We start from the raw sequence: 20,686 nt of genomic DNA, 5'->3' as shown, positions 1-20,686 counted from the left end.
TCAAAGGGTCTCGGCGCCGGTCAGGCGTTTGATGGTGTTGCGCAGAACCGGGCTGTCAGGTTGTTGTTCAAGGGCCTTGCCCCATACTTTGCGCGCTTCACGCTGCTCGCCTTTGGCCCACAGGACTTCGCCCAGGTGGGCGGCGACTTCGTGATCCGGGAAGCGCTCCAGCGCCCGACGCAGCAGACGCTCGGCTTCATCTAGGTTGCCGAGGCGGTAATTGACCCAGCCGAGGCTGTCGAGCACTGCCGGGTCTTCCGGATTGAGCTGGTGTGCGCGTTCGATCAATTCCTTGGCCTCGGCGTAGCGCGTGGTGCGGTCCGAGAGGGTATAGCCCAGAGCGTTCAGCGCCATGGCATTGTCCGGCTCGCGCTTGAGAATGGCCCGCAGGTCGCTCTCCATCTGTTTAAGATCGTTGCGTTTCTCGGCCAGCATCGAGCGGGTGTAAAGCAGGTTCAGATCATCCGGGTACTGCTTGAGCGCTTGACTCAACACCTGCCAGCCGCGGTCACTCTGGTTGTTGTTGGCCAGGGTCTCGGCTTCGATCAGGTACAGCTGAATGGCGTAATCGGGTTGATCGGCACGTGCCTGGGCCAGCCGCTTCGACGCTTCTGCAGCGTTGCCGTTGCTCATCAGGATATCGGCCTGACGCAGCTGGGCAGGCAGGAAGTCATTGCCGGGGCCCACTTGGGCGTATTCGGCAAGCGCGGTTTGCGGATCGTCGCGCTCTTCGTAGATCCGGCCGAGGTTTACGTGAGCCGAGTCGACGTGACTGCCGCGTGCAACGAGGTCCTCGAGATAACCCTGCGCTTCATCCCATGCCTTGTTTTCCAGGCAGACGAGGGCAAGCGAATAACGCAGCTCGTCGTCATCCGGGTACTGCTGAACCAGGCTGGAGAACTGCACTTTGGCGTCTTCCATACGGTTCTGTTCCACGAGCATGCGCGCATAGGTTAGGCGCAGGCGCTTGTCATCCGGGTATTTTTTGATGCTTTTTTCCAGCAGCGGGATCGCTTCCTTGCCGCGGTTCATGCTTTGCAGCAAGCGAGCGCGCAGCAGGATCGGCGCCACTTCACCTTCACCCGGCGGGTTGTCTTCGAGCAGTTTCAGGGAGGCGGCGCTGTCGCCTTCCTGCTGAAGAAGCAGCGCCTTGCCGAAGATCAGTTGGCCGTTTTTCGGGTACTTCGTCAACAGGCGGTCGAAGCTGGTGATCAGCCCCTTGCGCGTAGTGGAGTCGGTTTCCGACGCCGACAACGCGAGGAAATCAAAATGCGTGTCGCCCTGGCCCTGAAGGACCTTCTCCATATAGCGCATGGAATCGTCGTAGCGCCCGGCCCTCGCCAGCTGTATGGCCGCCGCGCGCTGTGCCTCGAGATTGCCCGGGTCGTTTTTCGCCCAGATCATCGAGGTGTCGAGGGCGGCCTGATCGGCCCCCAGGTATTCGGCGATGCGGAAGGCGCGCTCGGAAATCCCCGGATCCTGGGTCTGGATCGCCTGGGTCACGTAGTTGTCCAGCGCGATGTCGAAGCGGTTGCGCTGGCCGGCAAGCTCGGCGGTCAGCAGGCTGACGACGGTTTCCTGAGTAAACGAGCCGTACACCTGAGGTTTGGCCTCGGGTGCGGGCGGCGCTTCTTTCGCGGGAGCAGAAGGCTCCGTAGAAACGGAGGCCGTAGACTGGCAGCCACTCAGAGCGACAAGGGCAAGGAACAACGCGGAGGATTTATTCATATAGAAGAGGGGCGGCTTACCTGCGGTTTGGAAGCATCATGACACAAGGCCGGGAGCAAACCCACAGCCCGCGCGAAATCTGGATATGCTTAATCTACAGCCTGTGCGTGGACATTTTGTCGCAGGCCAGAGGCGGTGATAAGCAACCTGTATAGGGACAATAGTGTGCTGCGGACGTTCTGAATGTATTGCGGTGGTTGTCCTGACTCTATCGAAGTAGGACAATTGCCGGCTTCACGTCACCATCAGCGACCTTGAATGGCCTTTCTTGCTCTGGGTATCAACCATAAGACTGCATCAGTTGATGTCCGCGAGCGCGTGGCATTTACGCCTGAGCAGCTGGTTGAGGCGCTACAGCAGCTCTGCCGCCTGACCCGCAGCCGGGAAGCGGCCATTCTCTCCACCTGCAATCGCAGCGAACTTTATATCGAGCAGGATCAGCTGACCGCCGACGTCGTGTTGCGCTGGCTGGCGGATTATCACCACCTGAATGTCGATGAGCTGCGCGCCAGTGCCTATGTGCATGAAGACGACGCGGCGGTGCGACACATGATGCGCGTGGCGTCGGGCCTGGACTCACTGGTGCTCGGCGAGCCGCAGATCCTCGGTCAGATGAAATCGGCGTATGCCGTTGCCCGGGAGGCCGGCACCGTCGGCCCACTGCTCGGGCGTCTTTTTCAGGCCACTTTCAGCGCTGCCAAACAGGTACGCACCGACACCGCCATCGGCGAGAACCCGGTGTCCGTCGCCTTTGCCGCCGTCAGCCTGGCCAAGCAGATTTTCAGCGACCTGCAGCGCAGCCAGGCGCTGTTGATCGGGGCAGGGGAGACCATCACGCTTGTCGCGCGTCACCTGCATGATCTCGGGGTCAAGCGTATCGTTGTTGCCAACCGCACCCTCGAGCGCGCGAATATTCTGGCCGAGCAGTTCGGTGCTCATGCGGTGCTGTTGGCCGACATCCCGGCCGAGCTGGTCAACAGCGACATCGTCATCAGCTCCACGGCCAGTCAGTTGCCGATTCTGGGCAAGGGCGCCGTGGAAAGCGCGCTGAAACTGCGCAAACACAAGCCGATCTTCATGGTCGACATCGCCGTGCCGCGCGACATCGAGCCCGAGGTCGGCGAGCTGGACGACGTCTACCTCTACACCGTCGACGATCTGCACGAAGTCGTCGCTGAAAACCTCAAAAGCCGCCAGGGCGCGGCGCAGGCGGCCGAAGAACTGGTCAGCGTGGGCGTCGACGACTTCATGTCGCGGCTGCGCGAACTGGCGGCGGTCGACGTGCTCAAGGCGTATCGTCAGCAGAGCGAACGCCTGCGTGACGAAGAATTGCAGAAAGCCCAGCGCATGCTGGCCAATGGCAGCAACGCCGAAGATGTATTGATGGCGCTGGCACGTGGCCTGACGAACAAAATGATGCACGCCCCCAGCGTGCAGCTCAAAAAGCTCTCCGCTGAAGGCCGCGTCGATGCGCTGGCCATGGCCCAGGAACTCTTTGCCCTCAACGAGGGCTCTACGGATAAATCCCCGCAATGAAAGCTTCACTGCTTAATAAGCTGGACGTGCTCAGCGACCGTTTCGAGGAATTGACCGCGCTGCTCGGCGATGGCGAAGTCATCTCCGACCAGACCAAGTTTCGCGCGTATTCCCGTGAGTACTCCGAAGTCGAGCCAGTGATTCAGGTGTACCGGCAGCTGCAGAAAGTGCAGAGCGACCTCGAAGGCGCGCAGGCGCTGCTCAAGGACAGCGATCCCGACATGCGCGAAATGGCAGTCGAGGAAGTGCGCGAAGCCAAGGATCAGTTACTGGTGCTTGAAGCTGACCTGCAAAAAATGCTGCTGCCCAAAGACCCGAACGATGGCCGTAACGTGTTTCTGGAAATCCGCGCCGGCACGGGTGGTGACGAGGCCGCGATCTTTGCCGGCGACCTTTTCCGCATGTATTCCCGTTATGCCGAGCGGCGTGGGTGGCGTGTCGAGATCCTGTCGGAGAACGTGGGCGAGCATGGCGGCTACAAGGAAGTCATTGCGCGGGTCGAAGGCGAGCACGTCTACGGCAAGCTGAAATTCGAGTCGGGTGTGCATCGCGTTCAGCGCGTGCCGGAAACCGAATCCCAGGGCCGCATTCATACGTCTGCGTGTACCGTGGCGGTGTTGCCGGAGCCTGACGAACAGCAGACCATCGAGATCAACCCGTCCGACTTGCGCGTTGACACCTATCGCTCATCCGGCGCCGGTGGTCAGCACGTCAACAAGACCGACTCGGCCATCCGCATTACGCACTTGCCGTCCGGCATTGTGGTGGAATGCCAGGAAGAACGTTCGCAGCACAAGAACCGTGCGCGGGCGATGTCCTGGCTGTCGGCCAAGCTCAATGATCAGCAGACCGCTGCGGCCGCCAACGCCATCGCCAGCGAGCGTAAATTGCTGGTAGGTTCCGGGGATCGCTCGGAACGCATTCGTACGTACAATTTCCCACAGGGGCGAGTCACGGATCACCGCGTGAACCTGACGCTCTATTCCCTTGATGAAGTTCTGGCCGGCGGGGTCGATGCAGTGATAGAACCGTTACTTGCCGAGTATCAGGCAGATCAACTTGCGGCACTGGGTGATTAAATGACCATCATCGCCAGCTTGTTAAGAAGCGCCGAGTTGCCGGATTCTCCGACAGCGCGTCTGGATGCAGAATTGTTGCTGGCCGCTGCCCTGGGCAAGCCGCGCAGTTTTCTGCACACCTGGCCCGAGCGTATTGTCAGCACCGAAGCGGCGCACGCTTTCGACGGCTACCTCAAGCGTCGTCGAACCGGCGAACCGGTCGCGTACATCCTGGGCCTGCAAGGGTTCTGGAGCATCGATCTGGAAGTCGCCCCCCATACGCTGATCCCGCGGCCCGAAACCGAGATGCTGGTGGAAACCGCGCTGGAGCTTTTGCCCGGAGCGATTCCTCACACGCTGCTCGATCTCGGCACCGGCACCGGCGCCATCGCGCTGTCGCTGGCCAAGGATCGTCCGCAGTGGAGCGTCACGGCGGTGGATCGCGTTGAAGAGGCGGTCGAGCTTGCCGAACGCAATCGCCAGCGCCTGCATCTGGATAACGCGAAGGTCTTGCACAGCCACTGGTTCAGTGCTGTCGAGGGGCAGCGTTTCGACCTGATCCTGAGCAACCCGCCTTACATTGCTTCCAACGACCCGCACCTGGTCGAAGGTGATGTGCGCTTCGAGCCAAGCAGTGCGTTGGTCTCCGGCGCCGATGGCCTGGACGATCTGCGTTTGATTGTGTCGCAAGCGCCCGCGCACCTTGAAGCTGGCGGCTGGCTGTTGCTGGAGCATGGCTACGATCAAGGCGCAGCGGTTCGCGAGCTGTTGCTTGAGCACGGATTCGAAGAGATCAAGACCCGCCGCGACCTGGGCGACCACGAGCGCATTACCTTCGGGCGAGTGCCGTGCTGACGGACGAAGAACTGCTGCGCTATAGCCGGCAGATCCTTCTTCAACAGATCGACATCGACGGTCAGTTGCGCCTCAAGCAGAGCCGCGTGTTGATCGTCGGCCTCGGCGGGCTGGGTTCGCCGGTGGCGTTGTACCTGGCGGCGGCCGGCGTCGGCGAACTGCATCTGGCGGATTTCGACAGCGTCGATCTCACCAACCTGCAACGCCAGATCATTCACGACACCCAGAGCGTGGGGCTGAGTAAGGTTGATTCAGCCATCACGCGACTGACCGCGATCAATCCGCTGATCACGCTGGTACCCCACCGCGCCGCCCTTGATGTCGACTCCCTGGCCGCAGCCGTTGCCGGTGTAGACCTCGTGCTCGACTGCTCGGACAATTTCTCAACGCGTGAAGCGGTCAATGCCGCCTGCGTCGCCGCCTGCAAACCATTGGTTAGCGGCGCTGCGATTCGCCTCGAAGCGCAACTGTCGGTGTTCGATCCGCGCCGTCCGGAGAGTCCGTGTTACCACTGCCTTTACGGGCACGGCAGCGAGACCGAACTGACATGCAGCGAGGCCGGCGTGATCGGCCCGTTGGTAGGATTGGTCGGCAGTTTGCAGGCCATCGAAGCCCTGAAGCTGCTGGCCGGATTTGGCGAGCCGATGGTGGGGCGACTGCTGCTGATTGATGTCTTGAGCACGCGATTCCGCGAACTGAAAGTCAAACGCGACCCTGGCTGCAGTGTGTGCGGTCCCGGGGTCCGAGCTGTCGCCGAGCATGAATAGAGACAGCGATGCGCCGGTGGCGGTGTTTGATTCCGGCGTCGGCGGATTGTCGGTGCTGGCGGAAATACAGCAGTTGCTGCCACGGGAATCGCTGCTCTACGTGGCCGACTGCGGCCACATTCCCTACGGCGAGAAAACCCCCGAATTCATCCGCGAACGTTGCGCAACCATTGCCGAGTTTTTCCACAGCCAGCGCGCCAAGGCGCTGGTGATCGCCTGCAACACGGCAACGGTGGCCGGCATCGCCGACTTGCGCGTCCGCTATCCTGACTGGCCACTTGTGGGCATGGAGCCGGCGGTCAAACCTGCGGCCGCGGCGACCCGGACCGGCGTCGTCGGCGTGCTGGCGACCACGGGCACTTTGCAAAGCGCCAAGTTCGCCGCGTTGCTCGATCGCTTCGCGGCAGACGTGCAAGTCATTACGCAGCCCTGCCCGGGACTGGTGGAGTTAATCGAAACGGGCGATCTGGTCAGCCCGGCGATTCGCCAGTTGCTTCAGGATTACGTGGCGCCGCTGCTCGCTGCAGGTTGCGACACCATCATTCTGGGCTGCACCCATTACCCGTTCCTCAAGCCATTGCTGCGGGAAATGATCCCTGCGTCCATCGCGCTGATTGACACCGGTGCCGCTGTAGCCCGGCAGTTGCAGCGGTTACTGGGCGAGCGCGAGCTGCTGGCGAGCGGTCATCCTCGGACTGCTCAGTTCTGGACGACCGGTGATCCAGAAGATTTCAGAAACGTCCTACGTGTGCTTTGTAACAACTCCGACAATGTGCGAAGCTTCGTTTCGTGAAAAAAACGTGAATCGCTTCGGCTGTGGGTGAACTAAAGTTCAGCCGCCGGCTTCTACAGCACTTCTGTCGATATAAAAAATTTTTAACTGCTTTCGAAAATAGGATGTTTCAGATGAAGCGACTGTTTTGTTTGGCTGCGATTGCGGCTGCGTTGTTAGGGCAAAGCGCAATTGCTCAAGCTGATGGGGTCGAGTTTTCCGTAGGACACACTGGCGAATCCACGATGACTTATCGTCTGGGCGCGCAATTTGATTGGGATCAAAGCTGGTGGCAAACCGGTGTCGGTCGCCTGACCGGTTACTGGAGCGGCGCTTACACCTACTGGGAAGGCGACAAGAGCTCCAGCAACAACAGCCTGTCGTTCTCTCCGGTATTCGTTTATGAGTTTTCGGGTGAGAGCGTCAAACCTTACATTGAAGCCGGTATCGGCGCCGCTGTATTCCAGCGCACCGAAGTGGAAGGCAACAAGCTGGGCAGCGCGTTCCAGTTCGAAGACCGTCTGGGTTTTGGTCTGCGCTTTGCCGGTGGACATGAAGTTGGCCTGCGCGCCACTCACTACTCCAACGGCGGCATGACCACCAATAACGACGGTATCGAAAGCTACGCGATTCACTACACGATGCCGTTCTAAGCGTTTGATTGCGTTATTGCACCAGCGGGTTTAACCGCACTTGCAACGTACTACCCGCTTATTCCCGGCTAAAGCCGATCCTACTGAAAAACCACCTCGTAGGACCGGCTTTGGCCGGGAATGTGTCAGCCAACGCAGCTGATGCAGGCAACCATCAAATCCCGGGCTTTCTGGTTTCTGCTTACCGCGACTATCACAGATAAGCCGTCGCAATCCCTTCTCGTTCGGCAATACACTCCGGCGCACCCATTTCGAACTCCCTGCAAATCAACGGTCGACGGTCGTAGATCGTGCACATCATCGTGTCGCGATCCAGTGCCGCGCACCAGCCATCGTCCAAGCGCAGCATCACTTCGCCGCCCCAGTCATCGGTGTCGATGTAACGCTCGGGCACGCCGGTGTCGGTAATCAACATGACTTCCAGCTGACAGCAGCAGGCCGCGCAAGTGGAACACGTGATAGCGGGTTCGGCAGGGAGTTGAAGCGAAGGGATCACAGTCGTCATGGGCGGCAGTTTAAATCACCGCGCAGTCGACCGCTAACCGGCGTGACGAATGCTCACCCATTCTCCTGCGTCTCCGCCTGCCGCTGGGGCAGCGACTTGAATGCTTGCAGCGCGCGTTCGCGGCTGGCTTTCAAATCGACGATGGGCGCGGGGTAACCTTCCACTCCGAACAGCCCGCCCAGCGCGGTCGGGTTATGAATGTCGCGCTTGTTCAACTCAGCCAGTTCAGGCACCCATTGCTTGATGAATCGACCTTCAGGATCGAAGCGCTCCGACTGACTTTGCGGATTGAAAATCCGGAAGTAGGGCGATGCGTCGGTACCGGTCGATGAGCTCCACTGCCAGCCGCCATTGTTCGACGCAAGATCACCGTCGATCAGGTGCTGCATGAAATAGCGTTCACCCTCGCGCCAGTCGATCAGCAGATTCTTGGTCAGGAACATCGCCGAGATCATCCGCAGGCGGTTGTGCATCCAGCCGTTTTCAAGCAGCTGGCGCATGGCTGCATCGACAATCGGCAGCCCGGTACGACCCTGTTGCCAGGCTTCCAGATCCTTGGGCGAATTGCGCCATTTCAGCGCTTCGGTTTCCGGGCGGAAGGCGCGGTGACGGGAGACACGGGGGAAGCCCACCAGCACGTGCTTGTAGAACTCACGCCAGAGCAGCTCGTTGATCCAGGTGACTGAGCCCGGGTTACCGGTCTCGAATTCGCCGTTGTTGCTGCGCAGTGCTGAATGCAGGCATTGGCGGGGCGAGACCACTCCGGCCGCCAGGTACGCAGACAGTTGGCTGGTCCCGGGCTTGGCGGGGAAGTCGCGCTCTTGATCGTAGTAATGCACTTGCTCGTCGGTGAAGTGTTGCAACCGATCACGCGCCTCATCTTCGCCGGCCGGCCAGAGCGAGCGCAGGGTCTCGGTCGGCGCGGCGAAACCCTTGACCGCATCCGGCACGACATCGCTTTTGACGGACAGCTTCTGTTGTGGCTTGGGCAGCGCAACCAGGGCCGGCATCGAGTAATGCAAGCGGGCGTAACAGACCTTGCGGAATTGCGTGAAGACCTTGAAATAGCCGCCGCTTTTGGTGAGCACGCTGCCCGGCTGAAAAAACAGCTGGTCGAGGTGACGACGAAACGGAATGCCGACGCCGTCGAGTGTCGTCTCCACGTCACGGTCTCGTTTGGTCTCGTTGATGCCGTACTCGTCGTTGACGTGGACGCCTTCGATCCCGTGTTGCTGACACAGCTTCAGGATCGCCTTGGGTGCCTGCGCCCACGTGTCCGCATGGAGAATCAGCAAAGGGACGTTGAGCGCCGCAAGTGCCTTGCTCAATTCACGAAGGTTGCGCAGCCAGAAATCGACTTTGCATGGGGCATCGTCATGGCTCTGCCACTGGCCGGGGCTGATCATGTACACGGCCAAGGTCGGGCCCTGCTCCATGGCAGCGCTCAGCGCGGTGTTGTCGTGCACACGCAGATCACTGCGCAGCCATATCAATTGCATGGTTATTCCTTAGATGAGCCCCAGCCGTTGCAAAGTGGCCTGGGCGGTCAAAGGGTCTTCAGCCAGCGAGAGGCCGGAGACGTCACCCTCGGCAGCGGATAATTCCGTCGAATGAATGCGCACCGCAGGCCCGACGATCAGCTTGGGGCACTCGATGTTGTGCAGCAGGCGAGGCAACTGGCCGACGTTCAGTGATTTGCTGGAATACAACAGCACTGCGCGCGGCTTGAGGTATTCGCAGGCCAGGGCTAGCTCGCCGGCCGGCAATGGCCAGTCGAACACTTCCACCGGGCAATCGGCGCTGCTGAGCAGCCACGCCGTCAGCCACAGATGCGGCTCGAGCGGGAGGTCGGACTGATTGACCAGCAGCAAGGGCGCGCCGCTGACCTGACGGTTGTTGTGGTAAAGCCGGGCGCCGAACTTGCTGCGCAGCCACGAGTAGAAAAACACCCGCTCAAGCTGCGCGCCGAACTGGCCCTGCCAGCGCTGCTCAAGTGACGCCAGCAGCGGCAGCAACAGTTGTTCGCAGAGCGTGCGCGGGGGATACAGCGACATCGCGCGGTTGAGCGAATCATCGAGTCGCCGCTCGGCCAGGGCGCCGATGGCTTCCTGCAACGTCTGGCGAAGAATGTCCCAGTCATTCTCGACACTTGGCGCTGGCGCCTGCTGATCGTCGATCAACTGCTTGACCTGACTGACCGACACGCCGCGATTCAGCCACGTGAGGATGGTCAGCACGCGATCGACATGTTCGTTGCTGTAAAGGCGATGGCCCTTGGGTGTACGGTGCGGAACGATGAGGCCATATCGACGTTCCCAGGCGCGCAGGGTCACTGCGTTGACACCGGTCAGTCGGGCGATTTCGCGAATCGGCAGCCAGCCGTTTTCGAACGCGCTCGCGGGGTCCTGCGGGTCGCCTTCCGGCGGTTCTTGCTCGGTAGTTGTCATGTTCAAATCGCGTTGCGCAGACTGAGGTTTTCCGGATGCGGCTGCAGATAAACCTGCAGCGCAATGTACGGATCGGGGTGTCGGCGGAAATGGTGTTTGAGCAGCGTCAGCGGCACAACCAGCGGCACAATGCCCTGGTGGTATTGATTGATGACGCCCTGGATTTCTTTCTTGTCGGATGCGCTGAGGGTCTGGCGCAGATAACCGCACAGATGCTGCAGCACGTTGGTGTGGGTGCGCCGGGTCGCCGGTTTCTTCAGCGCGCTCATCAATTGACTGAAGTAGCGCGGGGCTATCTCGGCAGGGTCATTCCGGCCCATGGTGCCCAGCAGATTCCCCAGCGCCTTGTACTGGACGGGATCGTTGGCCATCAATTGGTATTTATAGCGGGCGTGAAACTCGGTGAGCGCACGGCGGGTGATGCCGCTTTTCAGCAGCTCTTGCCACGCGGCGTAGGCAAACACACGGGTGATGAAATTCTCCCGCAGCACCGGGTCGTTCAAACGGCCGTCTTCTTCAACCGGCAGATCAGGATGACGCGCGCAGAACGCCTGGGCATAAATGCCACGTCCGCCGGTTTCGAACGGCACGCCGTTATCGCGGTACACCTTGACGCGCTCCAGGCCACACGACGGCGATTTCTGCATGAAGATATAGCCGCAGATGTCGCTCATCTCAGTAGCCATGTGCTCGCCGTAATCAGCCAGTTGCTCGGTAACATCCATGGCGTGATGAACCGTGCCGATGGCCCGAGGGTGATCGGTGTCTCCCACCAAACGAATGGCTTCGCGAGGAATGCCCATACCGATGGCGACCTCGGGGCACGCCGGCACGAAATCAAAGTATTCGTTGAGGGCCCGGGTCAGAAGGTGCGATTCCTTGTGCCCGCCATTGAACCTGACCTCCACACCCATCAGGCAGGCGCTGACGCCCAGCTTGGGTTTGGAGGCTTGCTCTGATGAATGATCGAGTACAGCAGACATGACAAACCCTCGATGAACTTCTTATACAGATCCGTTTCTCTGTACAACATTTGCCCATCATAGGTTTGTCGCAGTGCAAGTCAAATAATTTGTACAAGATCGGGGAATGAAACGACAAGGTGCGGGAATTCAGCCGTAATGACGAGATGAGGCGGCAGTTTGCAAGGGTTTACCTCCAGCCCATCTGCCAGCTCTGGTCATTCTGCAAGGTCTGCCAGGCCAGCGTCTGGCTGCGCTTGGTCATGACGGCTTGCAGTTCGATCTCCAACACAGTGCCTTCTTCGTCACAAAACAACTCGGTGACCAGAAAGTGCTTTTCACGGTTTTGAGGAGACGCTGCCGTCCATTTCGACAGCAGCAGCTTGCGCGGATTGATTCTATTCATTTGAGGTGTTCCAGCAGACGTCGCGCGGCTTCCTGACCGCTCAGCCAGGCGCCTTCGACTCGACCCGACAGGCACCAGTCGCCGCAGACGTACAGACCCAGATCTGCATCGGACAACGCGCCGACTTCGCGTCCGCCAGCCGGCCTTGCGTACAGCCAGCGGTGGGCGAGGGTGAATGCCGGGGCCGGCATCGCGCAATTCATCAGCTCGGCGAACGCGCCGTGCAAGTGATCGATGACGTCCTCCTTGGCCATGTCCACATGCTGGCGGCTCCAGGCGCTGGTGGCGTGCAGAATCCAGGTGTCCATCTGGCTGTCGCGCCCGGGTTTGCTGCGATTGCGGGCCAGCCAGTCGATGGCGCTGTCCTGCACGAAGCAGCCTTCGAGAGGCGTATCCAGCGGGGCATCGAAAGCCAGGGCGACCGCCCAGGTCGGTTCCATCTTCACGCCCGCGACAACGCTCGCCAGTTTCGGCGCGTCGGCCAGCAGGGTGGTGGCCTGAGGCGCGGGGATAGCGATCACGACCTGACTGAACGGGCCGTGGCTTTGGCCGTCGGCGTCCAGCAGATTCCAGTGTTGTTCGCCACGAAAGACTTCGGTGATCCGGCAGGAAAAGGTCACCGGCATGTCGCCGAGCATGGCCCGGGTGATTGCACTCATGCGCGGCGCGCCGACCCAGCGCACTTGCTCGTCGGGCGACAGGCTGAGCTTTCCGCCGTGATAGTTGTAGAGCAGCGGCTTCCACTCGGCCACGTGGCCCGCGGCTTGCCACTGCTGGACGGCGGCGGCGAAGCGACGGTCGCGGGCAGTGAAGTATTGCGCGCCCATGTCCAGTGCGCCGGCATCGCTGCGTTTGCTGGACATCCGGCCGCCACTGCCGCGGCTCTTGTCAAAGAGATGAATGCTATGCCCGGCGGCTTGCAATGCCTGGGCGGCGGAGAGTCCGGCGATGCCGGTACCAATGATTGCAATGGGGACAGTCATAGGGGCCTCGTTACCTTGTCTGCACAGACTACGCCTCAGGCAAAAGCTGTACAATGCCGTTTTTCGGTATAAGTTGTCGCCCTGCACAGGCAGGACGCTGACCTTTCCAAGGACTCGCTGACAAGTCTGACGCTTAACTTCAATCGTTCAACTGCACGATCGGGCTGTCCTAAAGAACAGCCGTGGAGTGGATCGCCGTAACCTGACCTAAAGTGGAGTGATGACTCCGCGCACGAGCTTATGGCTTGTGAAGAAATAGACTCCGCAATTGCGATGAACGCCACGTAAGGAACTCAGTCATGCACATCTTGCTGACCGGCGGTACAGGCTTGATAGGGCGTCGTTTGTGTAAACACTGGCTCGCGCAGGGCCATCAACTGACGGTCTTGAGTCGCAAACCCGATGACGTTGCGCGGCTCTGCGGCGCCAACGTTCGCGGGATCGCTCACTTCGACGACATAGGCAGCCAGCACGTCGACGCAGTGATCAATCTGGCCGGCGCACCCATCGCCGACCGTCCGTGGACCCGCAAACGCAAAATACTGCTGTGGGACAGCCGCATCACCCTGACTGAGCAATTGGTCACGTGGCTTGAGCGCCGCGAGCAGAAACCCGACGTGTTGATTTCCGGCTCGGCGGTAGGCTGGTATGGCGACGGCGGTGAGCGCGAGCTCGACGAAAACGCGCAACCGGTCAGCGAAGATTTCGCCAGCCGTCTGTGCATTGCTTGGGAAGAGACCGCGCAGCGTGCCGAGACCCTGGGCATTCGCGTGGTGCTGGTGCGCACCGGTCTGGTGTTGGCCGATGAAGGCGGCATGCTGCAACGCTTGTTGCCGCCCTTCAAGATGGGCATGGGCGGACCGATTGGCAACGGACGCCAGTGGATGCCGTGGGTTCATATAGAAGATCAAATCGCCCTGATTGATTTTCTGATGAACCGGGACGAGGCCCGAGGTCCTTATAATGCCTGCGCGCCATCACCGGCCCGCAACCGGGATTTCGCCAAGACCCTCGCGTCCGTGCTGCACCGACCATCCTTCATGCCGATGCCGGCCGTTGCGCTTCGAGTGTTGCTGGGCGAGCTGTCGATCCTGCTGCTGGGCGGTCAACGCGCCCGGCCAGACCGTCTGGAAGAGGCGGGTTTTACTTTCCGATTCACTGATCTGCGCGCGGCCTTGGAAAACCTTTTGGGCCGCCACTGACATCAAGGTGTTGCATGACCGATCACGCTCTATTGCTGGTTAACCTGGGTTCGCCGGCGTCCACGTCGGTCGCCGACGTGCGCCGCTATCTCAATCAGTTCCTGATGGACCCTTACGTTATTGACGTGCCGTGGCCAGTGCGTCGCCTGATCGTCTCGCTGATTCTGATCAAGCGCCCGGAGCAGTCGGCCCATGCCTATGCCTCGATTTGGTGGGACGAGGGTTCGCCGCTGGTGGTGCTGAGCAAGCGACTGCAGCAGGCCATGGTCAAGGAGTGGAAACACGGTCCGGTGGAGCTGGCGATGCGTTATGGCGAGCCTTCGATTGAAACCGTGCTCACGCGCCTGGCAGCCCAGGGCATTAAGAAAGTCACGTTGGCGCCGCTGTATCCGCAGTTTGCGGACAGTACCGTGACCACGGTGATTGAAGAAGCCAAACGCGTAGTGCGTGAGAAAAAGCTGAATTTTGACTTCTCGCTGCTGACGCCGTTCTTCAATCAGCAGGAATACCTCGACGCTCTGGTGGCGAGCGTGCGGCCGCATCTGCAGCAGGATTACGATCACCTGCTGCTGAGTTTTCATGGTCTGCCCGAGCGGCATATCACCAAGCTGGACCCGACCGGCAACCACTGTTTCAAGAGCGGGAACTGCTGTGAGACGGCGTCGCCCGAAGTTCTGGCGGTCTGCTACCGCGCCCAATGCATGCGCTCATCGGCTGAATTCGCCAAGCTGATGGGGATTCCCGATGGCAAATGGTCGGTGTCTTTTCAGTCACGTCTGGGGCGCGCCAAGTGGATCGAACCCTACACCGAGCCGCACTTGGCAGAGCTCGCGGCCAAAGGCGTGAAGAAGCTGCTGGTCATGTGCCCGGCGTTTGTCGCGGACTGCATCGAAACGCTGGAAGAAATTGGCGATCGCGGGGCCGAGCAGTTCAGGGAAGCGGGGGGCGAGGAATTGGTGTTGATTCCGTGCCTGAACGACGATCCGAACTGGGCGAAAGCGCTGAACACACTGTGCGAAAAGGCACCGGCGATGGTGGTGGAATAACCTGAACTTGGGTGTGGTGTTCATTCCCCGTGGGAGCGACCGGGGTGGCGTTCCACCTTGCTCGCGAATGCGTCTGTTCAGTAGGCATTGATGAGCCTGATGCGCCGCCTTCGTGAGCAAGCTCACTCCCACAGTTTCGGTGTACGCCGAGGATCTCAGGGGTTGCACAAGCAAAAAGGGGGCATCACGTGAGTGATGCCCCCTTTTTCACAACGCTTCCAAACTACGGCAGCTGATCATCGAGGTGCTTGTTCTTCCATGCGTCATTGCCCGGCAGGATCAGGTTCAGCACGATGGCGGTCACGGCGCAGAGCGCGATGCCTTTCATGCCGAAATCATCAGGGCCGTTGCCGGTGCCGATCAGCACGCCGCCAATGCCGAACACCAGCGTGACGGACACGATCACCAGATTGCGCGCTTCGGCCAGGTCGACCTTGTGGCGAATCAGCGTGTTCATGCCTACCGCCGCGATCGAGCCGAACAGCAGGCACAAAATCCCGCCCATGACCGGCACCGGAATACTTTGCAGCAACGCGCCGAACTTGCCGATGAAGGCCAGGGTGATGGCGAAAATGGCCGCCCAGGTCATGATCTTCGGGTTGTAGTTTTTGGTCAGCATCACTGCGCCGGTGACTTCGGCGTAGGTGGTGTTGGGCGGGCCACCGAACGCACCCGCCACGGTCGTCGCGATGCCGTCACCCAGCAAGGTGCGGTGCAGGCCGGGCTTTTTCAGGTAATCGCGGCCCGTCACGCTGCCCACTGCAATCACGCCACCGATGTGCTCGATGGCCGGGGCCAGTGCCACCGGTACGATGAACAGGATCGCCTGCCAGTTGAATTCCGGTGCCGTGAAGTGCGGCAAGGCCAGCCAGGGCGCGGCAGCAATTTTCGCCACGTCGACCACGCCGAAATAGAACGACAGCGCAAAACCCACCAGCACGCCCGAGATGATCGGCACCAGGCGGAAGATGCCTTTGCCAAACACTGCAACGATCAACGTCGTCAGCAGCGCCGCCATCGAAATGATGATTGCAGTGTTGTACGGGATCAGCTCTGCGGCGCCGTCACCCGTGCGCCCCATTGCCATGTTGGCTGCAATGGGTGCCATCGCCAGACCAATGGAAATGATCACCGGGCCAATGACCACCGGCGGCAGCAAGCGGTCGATGAAACCGGTGCCTTTGATCTTCACGGCCAGGCCAAGGAAGGTGTAGACGAAGCCTGCTGCCATGACGCCGCCCATGGTCGCGGCCAGGCCGAACTGGCCCTTGGCGAGAATGATCGGGGTAATGAAAGCAAAGCTCGACGCGAGGAAGACCGGCACCTGACGGCCTGTCACCACCTGGAAGCACAGGGTGCCCAGGCCTGCCGTGAACAGCGCGACATTGGGATCGAGGCCAGTGATCAGCGGCATCAATACCAGCGCGCCGAAGGCCACGAACAGCATCTGCGCGCCCGACAAGATGGTGCGCCAGAGTGGATCGTTGAACTCATCCGGCTTCATCAGGCGTCCTTCTGCTTGGTGCCGAAAATCTTGTCACCGGCATCGCCCAGGCCCGGAATGATGTAGCCGTGTTCGTTGAGTTGCTGATCGATGGATGCGGTATAGATGTTGACGTCCGGGTGGGCCCTCTCGACGGTGGCGATGCCTTCCGGCGCGGCAACCAGCACCATCGCGCGGATGTCGCGGCAGCCGGCTTTTTTCAGCAGGTCGATGGTGGCAACCATGGAGGCGCCGGTGGCGAGCATCGGGTCGATGATCAGCGCCAGACGCTGGTCGATCTCGGGGGCGAGTTTTTCCAGGTACGTGTGGGCTTCGAGGGTTTCTTCATTGCGCGCAACGCCCACGGCACTGACCTTGGCGCCCGGGATCAGGCTGAGCACGCCTTCCAGCATGCCGATACCGGCCCGCAGGATCGGCACCACGGTGATCTTTTTGCCGGCGATCTTCTCGACCTGAACCGTGCCGGCCCAGCCCTGGATCTCGTAGGTTTCCAGCGGCAGATCCTTGGTCGCTTCATACGTCAGCAGCGCGCCGACCTCCTGAGCCAGTTCACGAAAATTCTTGGTGCTGATATCGGCACGGCGCATCAGGCCGAGCTTGTGGCGGATCAGCGGGTGGCGGATCTCACGAATGGGCATAGGGGAAAGGCTCCAGCGGGCGGGCAAAAAAAACGGCTTAGATTAATCTATTCAGCTGTAACTTGTCCTGACGGTTAGGTTCGCGTGTCGAGATTTCTGGAACGGCAGTGCAACGTTAGTCCAGAAACACTTGCCCTGATGTCGGCGGATGCGTACCTTTGCCCGCTTTTCCTTACACAGCCCCCTTGGAGAGCGTCATGTCCGCTGATCTCGAGCATATCCGTCAAGTCATGCGCGAGGCTGACTGCCTTTACAACGAGGCTGAAGTCGAAGCCTCCATCGCCCGCGTCGGCGAGCAAATCAATGGCGTGCTGGCCGACCGTAACCCGGTGGTATTTTGCGTCATGAACGGCGGCCTGATCTTCGCCGGCAAGCTGCTCACTCATCTGAATTTCCCGCTGGAAGCGTCCTACCTGCACGCTACCCGCTATCGGAATGAGACCAGCGGTGGCGACCTGTTCTGGAAAGCCAAACCTGAAGTTTCGTTCATCGACCGTGACGTGCTGATCATTGACGACATCCTTGATGAAGGTCACACCCTCGGCGCGATCATCGACTTCTGCAAACATGCCGGTGCAAGCGCTGTTCATACCGCTGTGCTGATCGACAAGGACCACGACCGCAAGGCGCGCCCTGACCTGAAAGCAGACTTCGTCGGCCTGCCTTGCATTGACCGCTACATCTTCGGTTACGGCATGGACTACAAAGGCTACTGGCGCAATGCGGCCGGGATCTACGCCGTTAAAGGCATGTAAGACAAGCATGGTCACAGTGTGGGAGTGAGCGTGCTCGCTTCCACACATGCCACATCTATCGATGTTTTGGGTGGTGCCGGGTCGATTGGAGGGTGTTGACGGTCGACAGACACTCGCATGATAGAGTGCCCCCACTTTTTCGGGAGGCGCCCATGCCGTTATCGTTTCGAACCACCGCTGCGTGGATGTTGCTGTTGACGCTGCCACTCCCCGCACTCGCCGAACCCATGCACGCGCAATACTTGCCGCCGGACGAGTTGTCCGTGCGCGAGGGCGAACCCGAGCAGCAGCAATTGCTGCAGATCACTGAGTATTCGGTGGTGGTGGGCAGCCAGCGTCAGTCCAATCAGCAACCGATCCCGGTCACCTCGCCGCTGATCCTGCGCCTCAAAGGCAAGCCCATGAACAAGGGCGCGACTATCTCCGACGTGCTGATCCACTTCGACGGCGAAAGCAAAAGCCTGAAAAAACCGACGTACGACGAGCCGTCCCGCACGCTGACGCTGTATTACCCGGCTTCGCAATACCGTGTGCTCGTGGATTTGCTGCGTAACGAAAAGGTCTACTGCCAGTTCCTGAGTTACGCCAACGGTCACGTATGGGCTGACCTGCACACCGGCAGCGTACGCGCGCGTTGAGCCGGCGACCGGGCGGGGGGTAAACTGCCCGCCCGTGAAATGTCCCGCAAGTCAGTTGGAGTCAGCAATGCGTAAAGATAAGAAGCAGGTGATTGGCGATGAAATCGGCGACGCCCAGATCAAGCTGTTCCTGGATTTCGAGCCGGTTGACGCGACTTCGCCGTCGCTGCACAAGCTGATCAAGGCTTACCGAGGCCTGCGCGTTGACGATTTCGCGCGTTTTCTGGTGTTCTTCAAAGAAGCCGGCTACGACCTTGACGGCAAGGACGAGCACGGCAACGACTTTGTTACGTTGATCAAGGATCAGCGCAACGCTGACGAGTACATCGATCTGATCAATCAGGCTCGCGGCTGAACACCTTCCGTCAGTGCCTGGTGACAGGCACTCGTCAGCCGGATCAGACTCATACCGGCTGACAGGCGTTGCACTACCACGTCGTAAGAACTCTCCTACCTCTTCTATCGTTACATTCCCCATGCGTTAATATTTATCGAGGCCATACTTTTGTTTGCGCACAGGACGCGCATTAATGGACTTGCTAAAGAAATGGAATTCTCTAATGACTCGATATATACCGAATGTAACCTCCTTGTTGTTGCTTACACTGGCCGCCGGTGCAGCGACCGCCAATACTCCGCATACGTTTGATGTGACGCTTGTGAATGGGTCGGGGGAGCATCTTGCATTGAATAAAGCTTCCTGGCCGTTCGGAAGCTTTGAATCGGATGACTATGCAATCCCTAAGCATCACTCAGGGAAGTTTAGGGTAAAAGTGTCAGACCAGAAAAAAGGCCGAATCAGCTTCAGTTATACGATCGGCGACAAAACCTGTAATTTTTCGGGTGGATTGGATCAAAGGCGAGTGGCGGGCTGGCTCATTTATGACTTTGAAACCTACCCCTGGGCTCGCGCCAAATCGACAGGTAGCTTCCATGCTGACTGCACGGCAGCCATCAAAAAGAAAGTGTGGGGCAAGGGCTATGATTTGAAGTTCAGTATTCAGTGAGGAAGCAGCCTGATGCCATCGCACTACCCAGGAGGGGTGTGTTTTAAATGATCTTTATTGAAATGGAATTCGAAAATGTATTCAAAACAAATTATCGCTGTCTTTTTTTCGCTGTTTTTTACCAGCGTACATGCCTCGGAGACAATGAAGGTTGAAGGGGAGATACGAAACGATTTGAGTCACGATGTGCGCCTGTATTATCAAAGTTGGGAAACAGGCGAGTTTGCTGAAAAAGACCTTGTGGTCAGCGCCGGTGGACATGTCGGCTTTAATTTCCTGGCGGATGCTCACGGCGGTGAGATTTATTTCGCACTCCTTGGAGGTGACGCCGACGGTAAAGCAGCCTGCGTCTATGACATCAAGTATGGTCCTCGTACGTATGTTAGGGGCGCGGTCACGCTGACAGGGCCCAGTATCTGGACTGATGCGCAAAGCGAGGGTAAGAAGCCCGCGACATGTTCAACGACGCTGGATGATTGGGACTACACAAACGGCATGCGCCTGAGCTTCGAGATGAAATGATGCCGGGCTGCATCCACCAACCGACCGTCCGCGCGCTATAGCGTGTGAGCAGGTCTACGCAGGTTTGAATGGAAGGAAGCAAAATGAAAACAAGACGGATCTTTTCAAGCAGCGCGGTGTTACTGACCGGTGCGTTGGCCACCGCGCCGCTCACCCATGCCGCCTATCCGAACAAAATGGCCGTGACCATAGAGATGTGGAATGACACCGACGCAGATCTGTATCTGGCATCTGCAACCTGGTTACCTCCCGGCACCGATCTGGCTGGCTACGTCATGCCGGGCAACCTGCTTAATGCCTCTTTCGGCATGACGTTGAATAACCCACGAAACGATTCGGCAACCTTTCGCATGAAAGACGGCGCCCGCGTCTGTGAATTCAAACTTGGGCATGAGAAGACGTTCTCATGGTTTGGGATCAGCCCGGCGCCTGACAAGTTTGCCAGTGCGCGGTCAGTCGGCACAGTGCCGGCGTCGTGCAGTGCTTCTGTCATCAAAGGGCACAAATCGATGGAGGCCTACACCGTTCGAGTCAAAATGGGTGACGTCAATCCGTCGTGAACTCCGCAAATAAAAAGCCCCGCTCAGTGAGCGTAATGCTGTTCACTTAAGCATTTGAGTCCAAGCCGGGCTTTATAGAGAATCCGATGTCAGCCCCCTGGCATCGGATTTTTTTTATGCCCATTCAGCAGCAGTTGCTCGA

23 protein-coding genes are annotated in these 20,686 nt (G+C 59.5%); 14 read left to right on the top strand and 9 right to left on the bottom strand.

Going from position 1 to position 20,686, the window contains the following annotated elements; all coding sequences use genetic code 11:
* The gene (locus QWI20_RS25205) at window positions 1-1,728 is read right to left on the bottom strand and encodes a tetratricopeptide repeat protein (RefSeq protein ID WP_369307720.1); all 1,728 of its coding nucleotides are present in this window, start codon (window positions 1,726-1,728) and stop codon (window positions 1-3) included.
* A 258-nt stretch (window positions 1,729-1,986) separates the two neighbouring features.
* On the opposite strand from QWI20_RS25205, the gene hemA reads away from it, so the two are divergent.
* The 6 genes from hemA (at window position 1,987) to QWI20_RS25175 (ending at window position 7,369) form a co-directional block, all read left to right on the top strand.
* Window positions 1,987-3,264 (top strand): glutamyl-tRNA reductase, encoded by a 1,278-nt coding sequence (gene hemA, locus QWI20_RS25200; RefSeq protein ID WP_369307719.1) that lies wholly within the window; start codon window positions 1,987-1,989, stop codon window positions 3,262-3,264.
* Window positions 3,261-4,343 (top strand): peptide chain release factor 1, encoded by a 1,083-nt coding sequence (prfA, locus tag QWI20_RS25195; RefSeq protein WP_369307718.1) that lies wholly within the window; start codon window positions 3,261-3,263, stop codon window positions 4,341-4,343. Before hemA ends, prfA begins: the two co-directional genes overlap by 4 nt.
* The gene (gene prmC, locus QWI20_RS25190) at window positions 4,344-5,177 is read left to right on the top strand and encodes a peptide chain release factor N(5)-glutamine methyltransferase (protein ID WP_369307717.1); all 834 of its coding nucleotides are present in this window, start codon (window positions 4,344-4,346) and stop codon (window positions 5,175-5,177) included.
* Complete coding sequence (locus QWI20_RS25185) at window positions 5,171-5,944, top strand: molybdopterin-synthase adenylyltransferase MoeB (RefSeq protein WP_369307716.1); 774 nt, start codon at window positions 5,171-5,173, stop codon at window positions 5,942-5,944. Before prmC ends, QWI20_RS25185 begins: the two co-directional genes overlap by 7 nt.
* Window positions 5,937-6,737, top strand: a complete 801-nt coding sequence (murI, locus tag QWI20_RS25180) for a glutamate racemase (RefSeq protein ID WP_369307715.1) — start codon at window positions 5,937-5,939, stop codon at window positions 6,735-6,737. Before QWI20_RS25185 ends, murI begins: the two co-directional genes overlap by 8 nt.
* A gap of 113 nt (window positions 6,738-6,850) precedes the next feature.
* The gene (locus QWI20_RS25175; RefSeq protein ID WP_192174944.1) at window positions 6,851-7,369 is read left to right on the top strand and encodes an acyloxyacyl hydrolase; all 519 of its coding nucleotides are present in this window, start codon (window positions 6,851-6,853) and stop codon (window positions 7,367-7,369) included.
* A gap of 193 nt (window positions 7,370-7,562) precedes the next feature.
* Here QWI20_RS25175 and QWI20_RS25170 read toward each other — a convergent pair whose 3' ends face one another.
* From QWI20_RS25170 to QWI20_RS25145, 6 genes are all read right to left on the bottom strand, one after another.
* On the bottom strand, window positions 7,563-7,874 hold the full coding sequence (locus QWI20_RS25170) for a YkgJ family cysteine cluster protein (RefSeq protein ID WP_074883972.1): 312 nt from the start codon (window positions 7,872-7,874) through the stop codon (window positions 7,563-7,565).
* Between the two features lie 53 nt (window positions 7,875-7,927).
* A complete protein-coding gene (phrB, locus tag QWI20_RS25165) occupies window positions 7,928-9,373 on the bottom strand; it encodes a deoxyribodipyrimidine photo-lyase (RefSeq protein ID WP_369307714.1) in 1,446 nt (481 codons plus the stop codon).
* A 9-nt stretch (window positions 9,374-9,382) separates the two neighbouring features.
* Window positions 9,383-10,321, bottom strand: coding sequence for a MerR family transcriptional regulator (locus QWI20_RS25160; RefSeq protein ID WP_369307713.1), 939 nt, complete (start codon window positions 10,319-10,321; stop codon window positions 9,383-9,385).
* Between the two features lie 2 nt (window positions 10,322-10,323).
* A complete protein-coding gene (locus tag QWI20_RS25155) occupies window positions 10,324-11,304 on the bottom strand; it encodes a DUF523 and DUF1722 domain-containing protein (protein WP_192174941.1) in 981 nt (326 codons plus the stop codon).
* A gap of 169 nt (window positions 11,305-11,473) precedes the next feature.
* Entirely contained in the window at window positions 11,474-11,689 is a 216-nt protein-coding gene (locus QWI20_RS25150) for a TIGR02450 family Trp-rich protein (RefSeq protein ID WP_369307712.1), read from the bottom strand.
* Entirely contained in the window at window positions 11,686-12,672 is a 987-nt protein-coding gene (locus QWI20_RS25145; protein ID WP_369307711.1) for an NAD(P)/FAD-dependent oxidoreductase, read from the bottom strand. The genes QWI20_RS25150 and QWI20_RS25145 overlap by 4 nt, the downstream gene beginning before the upstream one ends.
* A 299-nt stretch (window positions 12,673-12,971) precedes the next feature.
* Between QWI20_RS25145 and QWI20_RS25140 the strand changes: the two genes are divergently transcribed.
* The gene (locus QWI20_RS25140; protein ID WP_369307710.1) at window positions 12,972-13,874 is read left to right on the top strand and encodes a TIGR01777 family oxidoreductase; all 903 of its coding nucleotides are present in this window, start codon (window positions 12,972-12,974) and stop codon (window positions 13,872-13,874) included.
* Window positions 13,875-13,888: 14 nt separating this feature from the next.
* A complete protein-coding gene (gene hemH / locus QWI20_RS25135; protein ID WP_369307709.1) occupies window positions 13,889-14,920 on the top strand; it encodes a ferrochelatase in 1,032 nt (343 codons plus the stop codon).
* A 223-nt stretch (window positions 14,921-15,143) separates the two neighbouring features.
* Here the strand turns inward: hemH and QWI20_RS25130 are convergent, their stop codons facing one another.
* Together QWI20_RS25130 and upp are read right to left on the bottom strand one after the other, a co-directional pair.
* A complete protein-coding gene (locus QWI20_RS25130) occupies window positions 15,144-16,424 on the bottom strand; it encodes a uracil-xanthine permease family protein (protein ID WP_037018282.1) in 1,281 nt (426 codons plus the stop codon).
* Window positions 16,424-17,062, bottom strand: coding sequence for a uracil phosphoribosyltransferase (upp, locus tag QWI20_RS25125; protein WP_369307708.1), 639 nt, complete (start codon window positions 17,060-17,062; stop codon window positions 16,424-16,426). The genes QWI20_RS25130 and upp overlap by 1 nt, the downstream gene beginning before the upstream one ends.
* Before the next feature lie 197 nt (window positions 17,063-17,259).
* Between upp and QWI20_RS25120 the strand changes: the two genes are divergently transcribed.
* From QWI20_RS25120 to QWI20_RS25095, 6 genes are all read left to right on the top strand, one after another.
* Window positions 17,260-17,817: a hypoxanthine-guanine phosphoribosyltransferase gene (locus QWI20_RS25120; RefSeq protein WP_346626971.1), complete on the top strand. Its 558-nt coding sequence runs from the start codon at window positions 17,260-17,262 to the stop codon at window positions 17,815-17,817.
* A gap of 152 nt (window positions 17,818-17,969) precedes the next feature.
* Window positions 17,970-18,455, top strand: coding sequence for a hypothetical protein (locus QWI20_RS25115; protein WP_369307707.1), 486 nt, complete (start codon window positions 17,970-17,972; stop codon window positions 18,453-18,455).
* A gap of 67 nt (window positions 18,456-18,522) precedes the next feature.
* Window positions 18,523-18,810: a PA4642 family protein gene (locus tag QWI20_RS25110; RefSeq protein WP_369307706.1), complete on the top strand. Its 288-nt coding sequence runs from the start codon at window positions 18,523-18,525 to the stop codon at window positions 18,808-18,810.
* Window positions 18,811-18,985: 175 nt separating this feature from the next.
* Window positions 18,986-19,462 (top strand): hypothetical protein, encoded by a 477-nt coding sequence (locus QWI20_RS25105; protein WP_369307705.1) that lies wholly within the window; start codon window positions 18,986-18,988, stop codon window positions 19,460-19,462.
* Between the two features lie 75 nt (window positions 19,463-19,537).
* On the top strand, window positions 19,538-19,984 hold the full coding sequence (locus tag QWI20_RS25100) for a hypothetical protein (RefSeq protein WP_369307704.1): 447 nt from the start codon (window positions 19,538-19,540) through the stop codon (window positions 19,982-19,984).
* Between the two features lie 83 nt (window positions 19,985-20,067).
* On the top strand, window positions 20,068-20,544 hold the full coding sequence (locus tag QWI20_RS25095) for a hypothetical protein (protein WP_369307703.1): 477 nt from the start codon (window positions 20,068-20,070) through the stop codon (window positions 20,542-20,544).
* The last annotated feature ends 142 nt before the right edge of the window (window positions 20,545-20,686 follow it).

This window comes from Pseudomonas sp. W2-17 (assembly GCF_041060445.1).
Lineage (GTDB): Bacteria > Pseudomonadota > Gammaproteobacteria > Pseudomonadales > Pseudomonadaceae > Aquipseudomonas.
The sequence above is the reverse complement of the archived record's forward strand: the minus strand, read 5'-3'. Positions and strand labels throughout refer to the sequence as shown.

Coding starts and splice junctions, on each gene's coding strand:
- QWI20_RS25205 (WP_369307720.1), bottom strand. CDS start 1,728: ATGAATAAATCCTCCGCGTTGTTCCTTGCCCTTGTCGCTCTGAGTGGC.
- hemA (WP_369307719.1), top strand. CDS start 1,987: ATGGCCTTTCTTGCTCTGGGTATCAACCATAAGACTGCATCAGTTGAT.
- prfA (WP_369307718.1), top strand. CDS start 3,261: ATGAAAGCTTCACTGCTTAATAAGCTGGACGTGCTCAGCGACCGTTTC.
- prmC (WP_369307717.1), top strand. CDS start 4,344: ATGACCATCATCGCCAGCTTGTTAAGAAGCGCCGAGTTGCCGGATTCT.
- murI (WP_369307715.1), top strand. CDS start 5,937: ATGAATAGAGACAGCGATGCGCCGGTGGCGGTGTTTGATTCCGGCGTC.
- QWI20_RS25175 (WP_192174944.1), top strand. CDS start 6,851: ATGAAGCGACTGTTTTGTTTGGCTGCGATTGCGGCTGCGTTGTTAGGG.
- QWI20_RS25170 (WP_074883972.1), bottom strand. CDS start 7,874: ATGACGACTGTGATCCCTTCGCTTCAACTCCCTGCCGAACCCGCTATC.
- phrB (WP_369307714.1), bottom strand. CDS start 9,373: ATGCAATTGATATGGCTGCGCAGTGATCTGCGTGTGCACGACAACACC.
- QWI20_RS25160 (WP_369307713.1), bottom strand. CDS start 10,321: ATGACAACTACCGAGCAAGAACCGCCGGAAGGCGACCCGCAGGACCCC.
- QWI20_RS25155 (WP_192174941.1), bottom strand. CDS start 11,304: ATGTCTGCTGTACTCGATCATTCATCAGAGCAAGCCTCCAAACCCAAG.
- QWI20_RS25150 (WP_369307712.1), bottom strand. CDS start 11,689: ATGAATAGAATCAATCCGCGCAAGCTGCTGCTGTCGAAATGGACGGCA.
- QWI20_RS25145 (WP_369307711.1), bottom strand. CDS start 12,672: ATGACTGTCCCCATTGCAATCATTGGTACCGGCATCGCCGGACTCTCC.
- QWI20_RS25140 (WP_369307710.1), top strand. CDS start 12,972: ATGCACATCTTGCTGACCGGCGGTACAGGCTTGATAGGGCGTCGTTTG.
- hemH (WP_369307709.1), top strand. CDS start 13,889: ATGACCGATCACGCTCTATTGCTGGTTAACCTGGGTTCGCCGGCGTCC.
- QWI20_RS25130 (WP_037018282.1), bottom strand. CDS start 16,424: ATGAAGCCGGATGAGTTCAACGATCCACTCTGGCGCACCATCTTGTCG.
- upp (WP_369307708.1), bottom strand. CDS start 17,062: ATGCCCATTCGTGAGATCCGCCACCCGCTGATCCGCCACAAGCTCGGC.
- QWI20_RS25120 (WP_346626971.1), top strand. CDS start 17,260: ATGTCCGCTGATCTCGAGCATATCCGTCAAGTCATGCGCGAGGCTGAC.
- QWI20_RS25115 (WP_369307707.1), top strand. CDS start 17,970: ATGCCGTTATCGTTTCGAACCACCGCTGCGTGGATGTTGCTGTTGACG.
- QWI20_RS25110 (WP_369307706.1), top strand. CDS start 18,523: ATGCGTAAAGATAAGAAGCAGGTGATTGGCGATGAAATCGGCGACGCC.
- QWI20_RS25105 (WP_369307705.1), top strand. CDS start 18,986: ATGGACTTGCTAAAGAAATGGAATTCTCTAATGACTCGATATATACCG.
- QWI20_RS25100 (WP_369307704.1), top strand. CDS start 19,538: ATGTATTCAAAACAAATTATCGCTGTCTTTTTTTCGCTGTTTTTTACC.
- QWI20_RS25095 (WP_369307703.1), top strand. CDS start 20,068: ATGAAAACAAGACGGATCTTTTCAAGCAGCGCGGTGTTACTGACCGGT.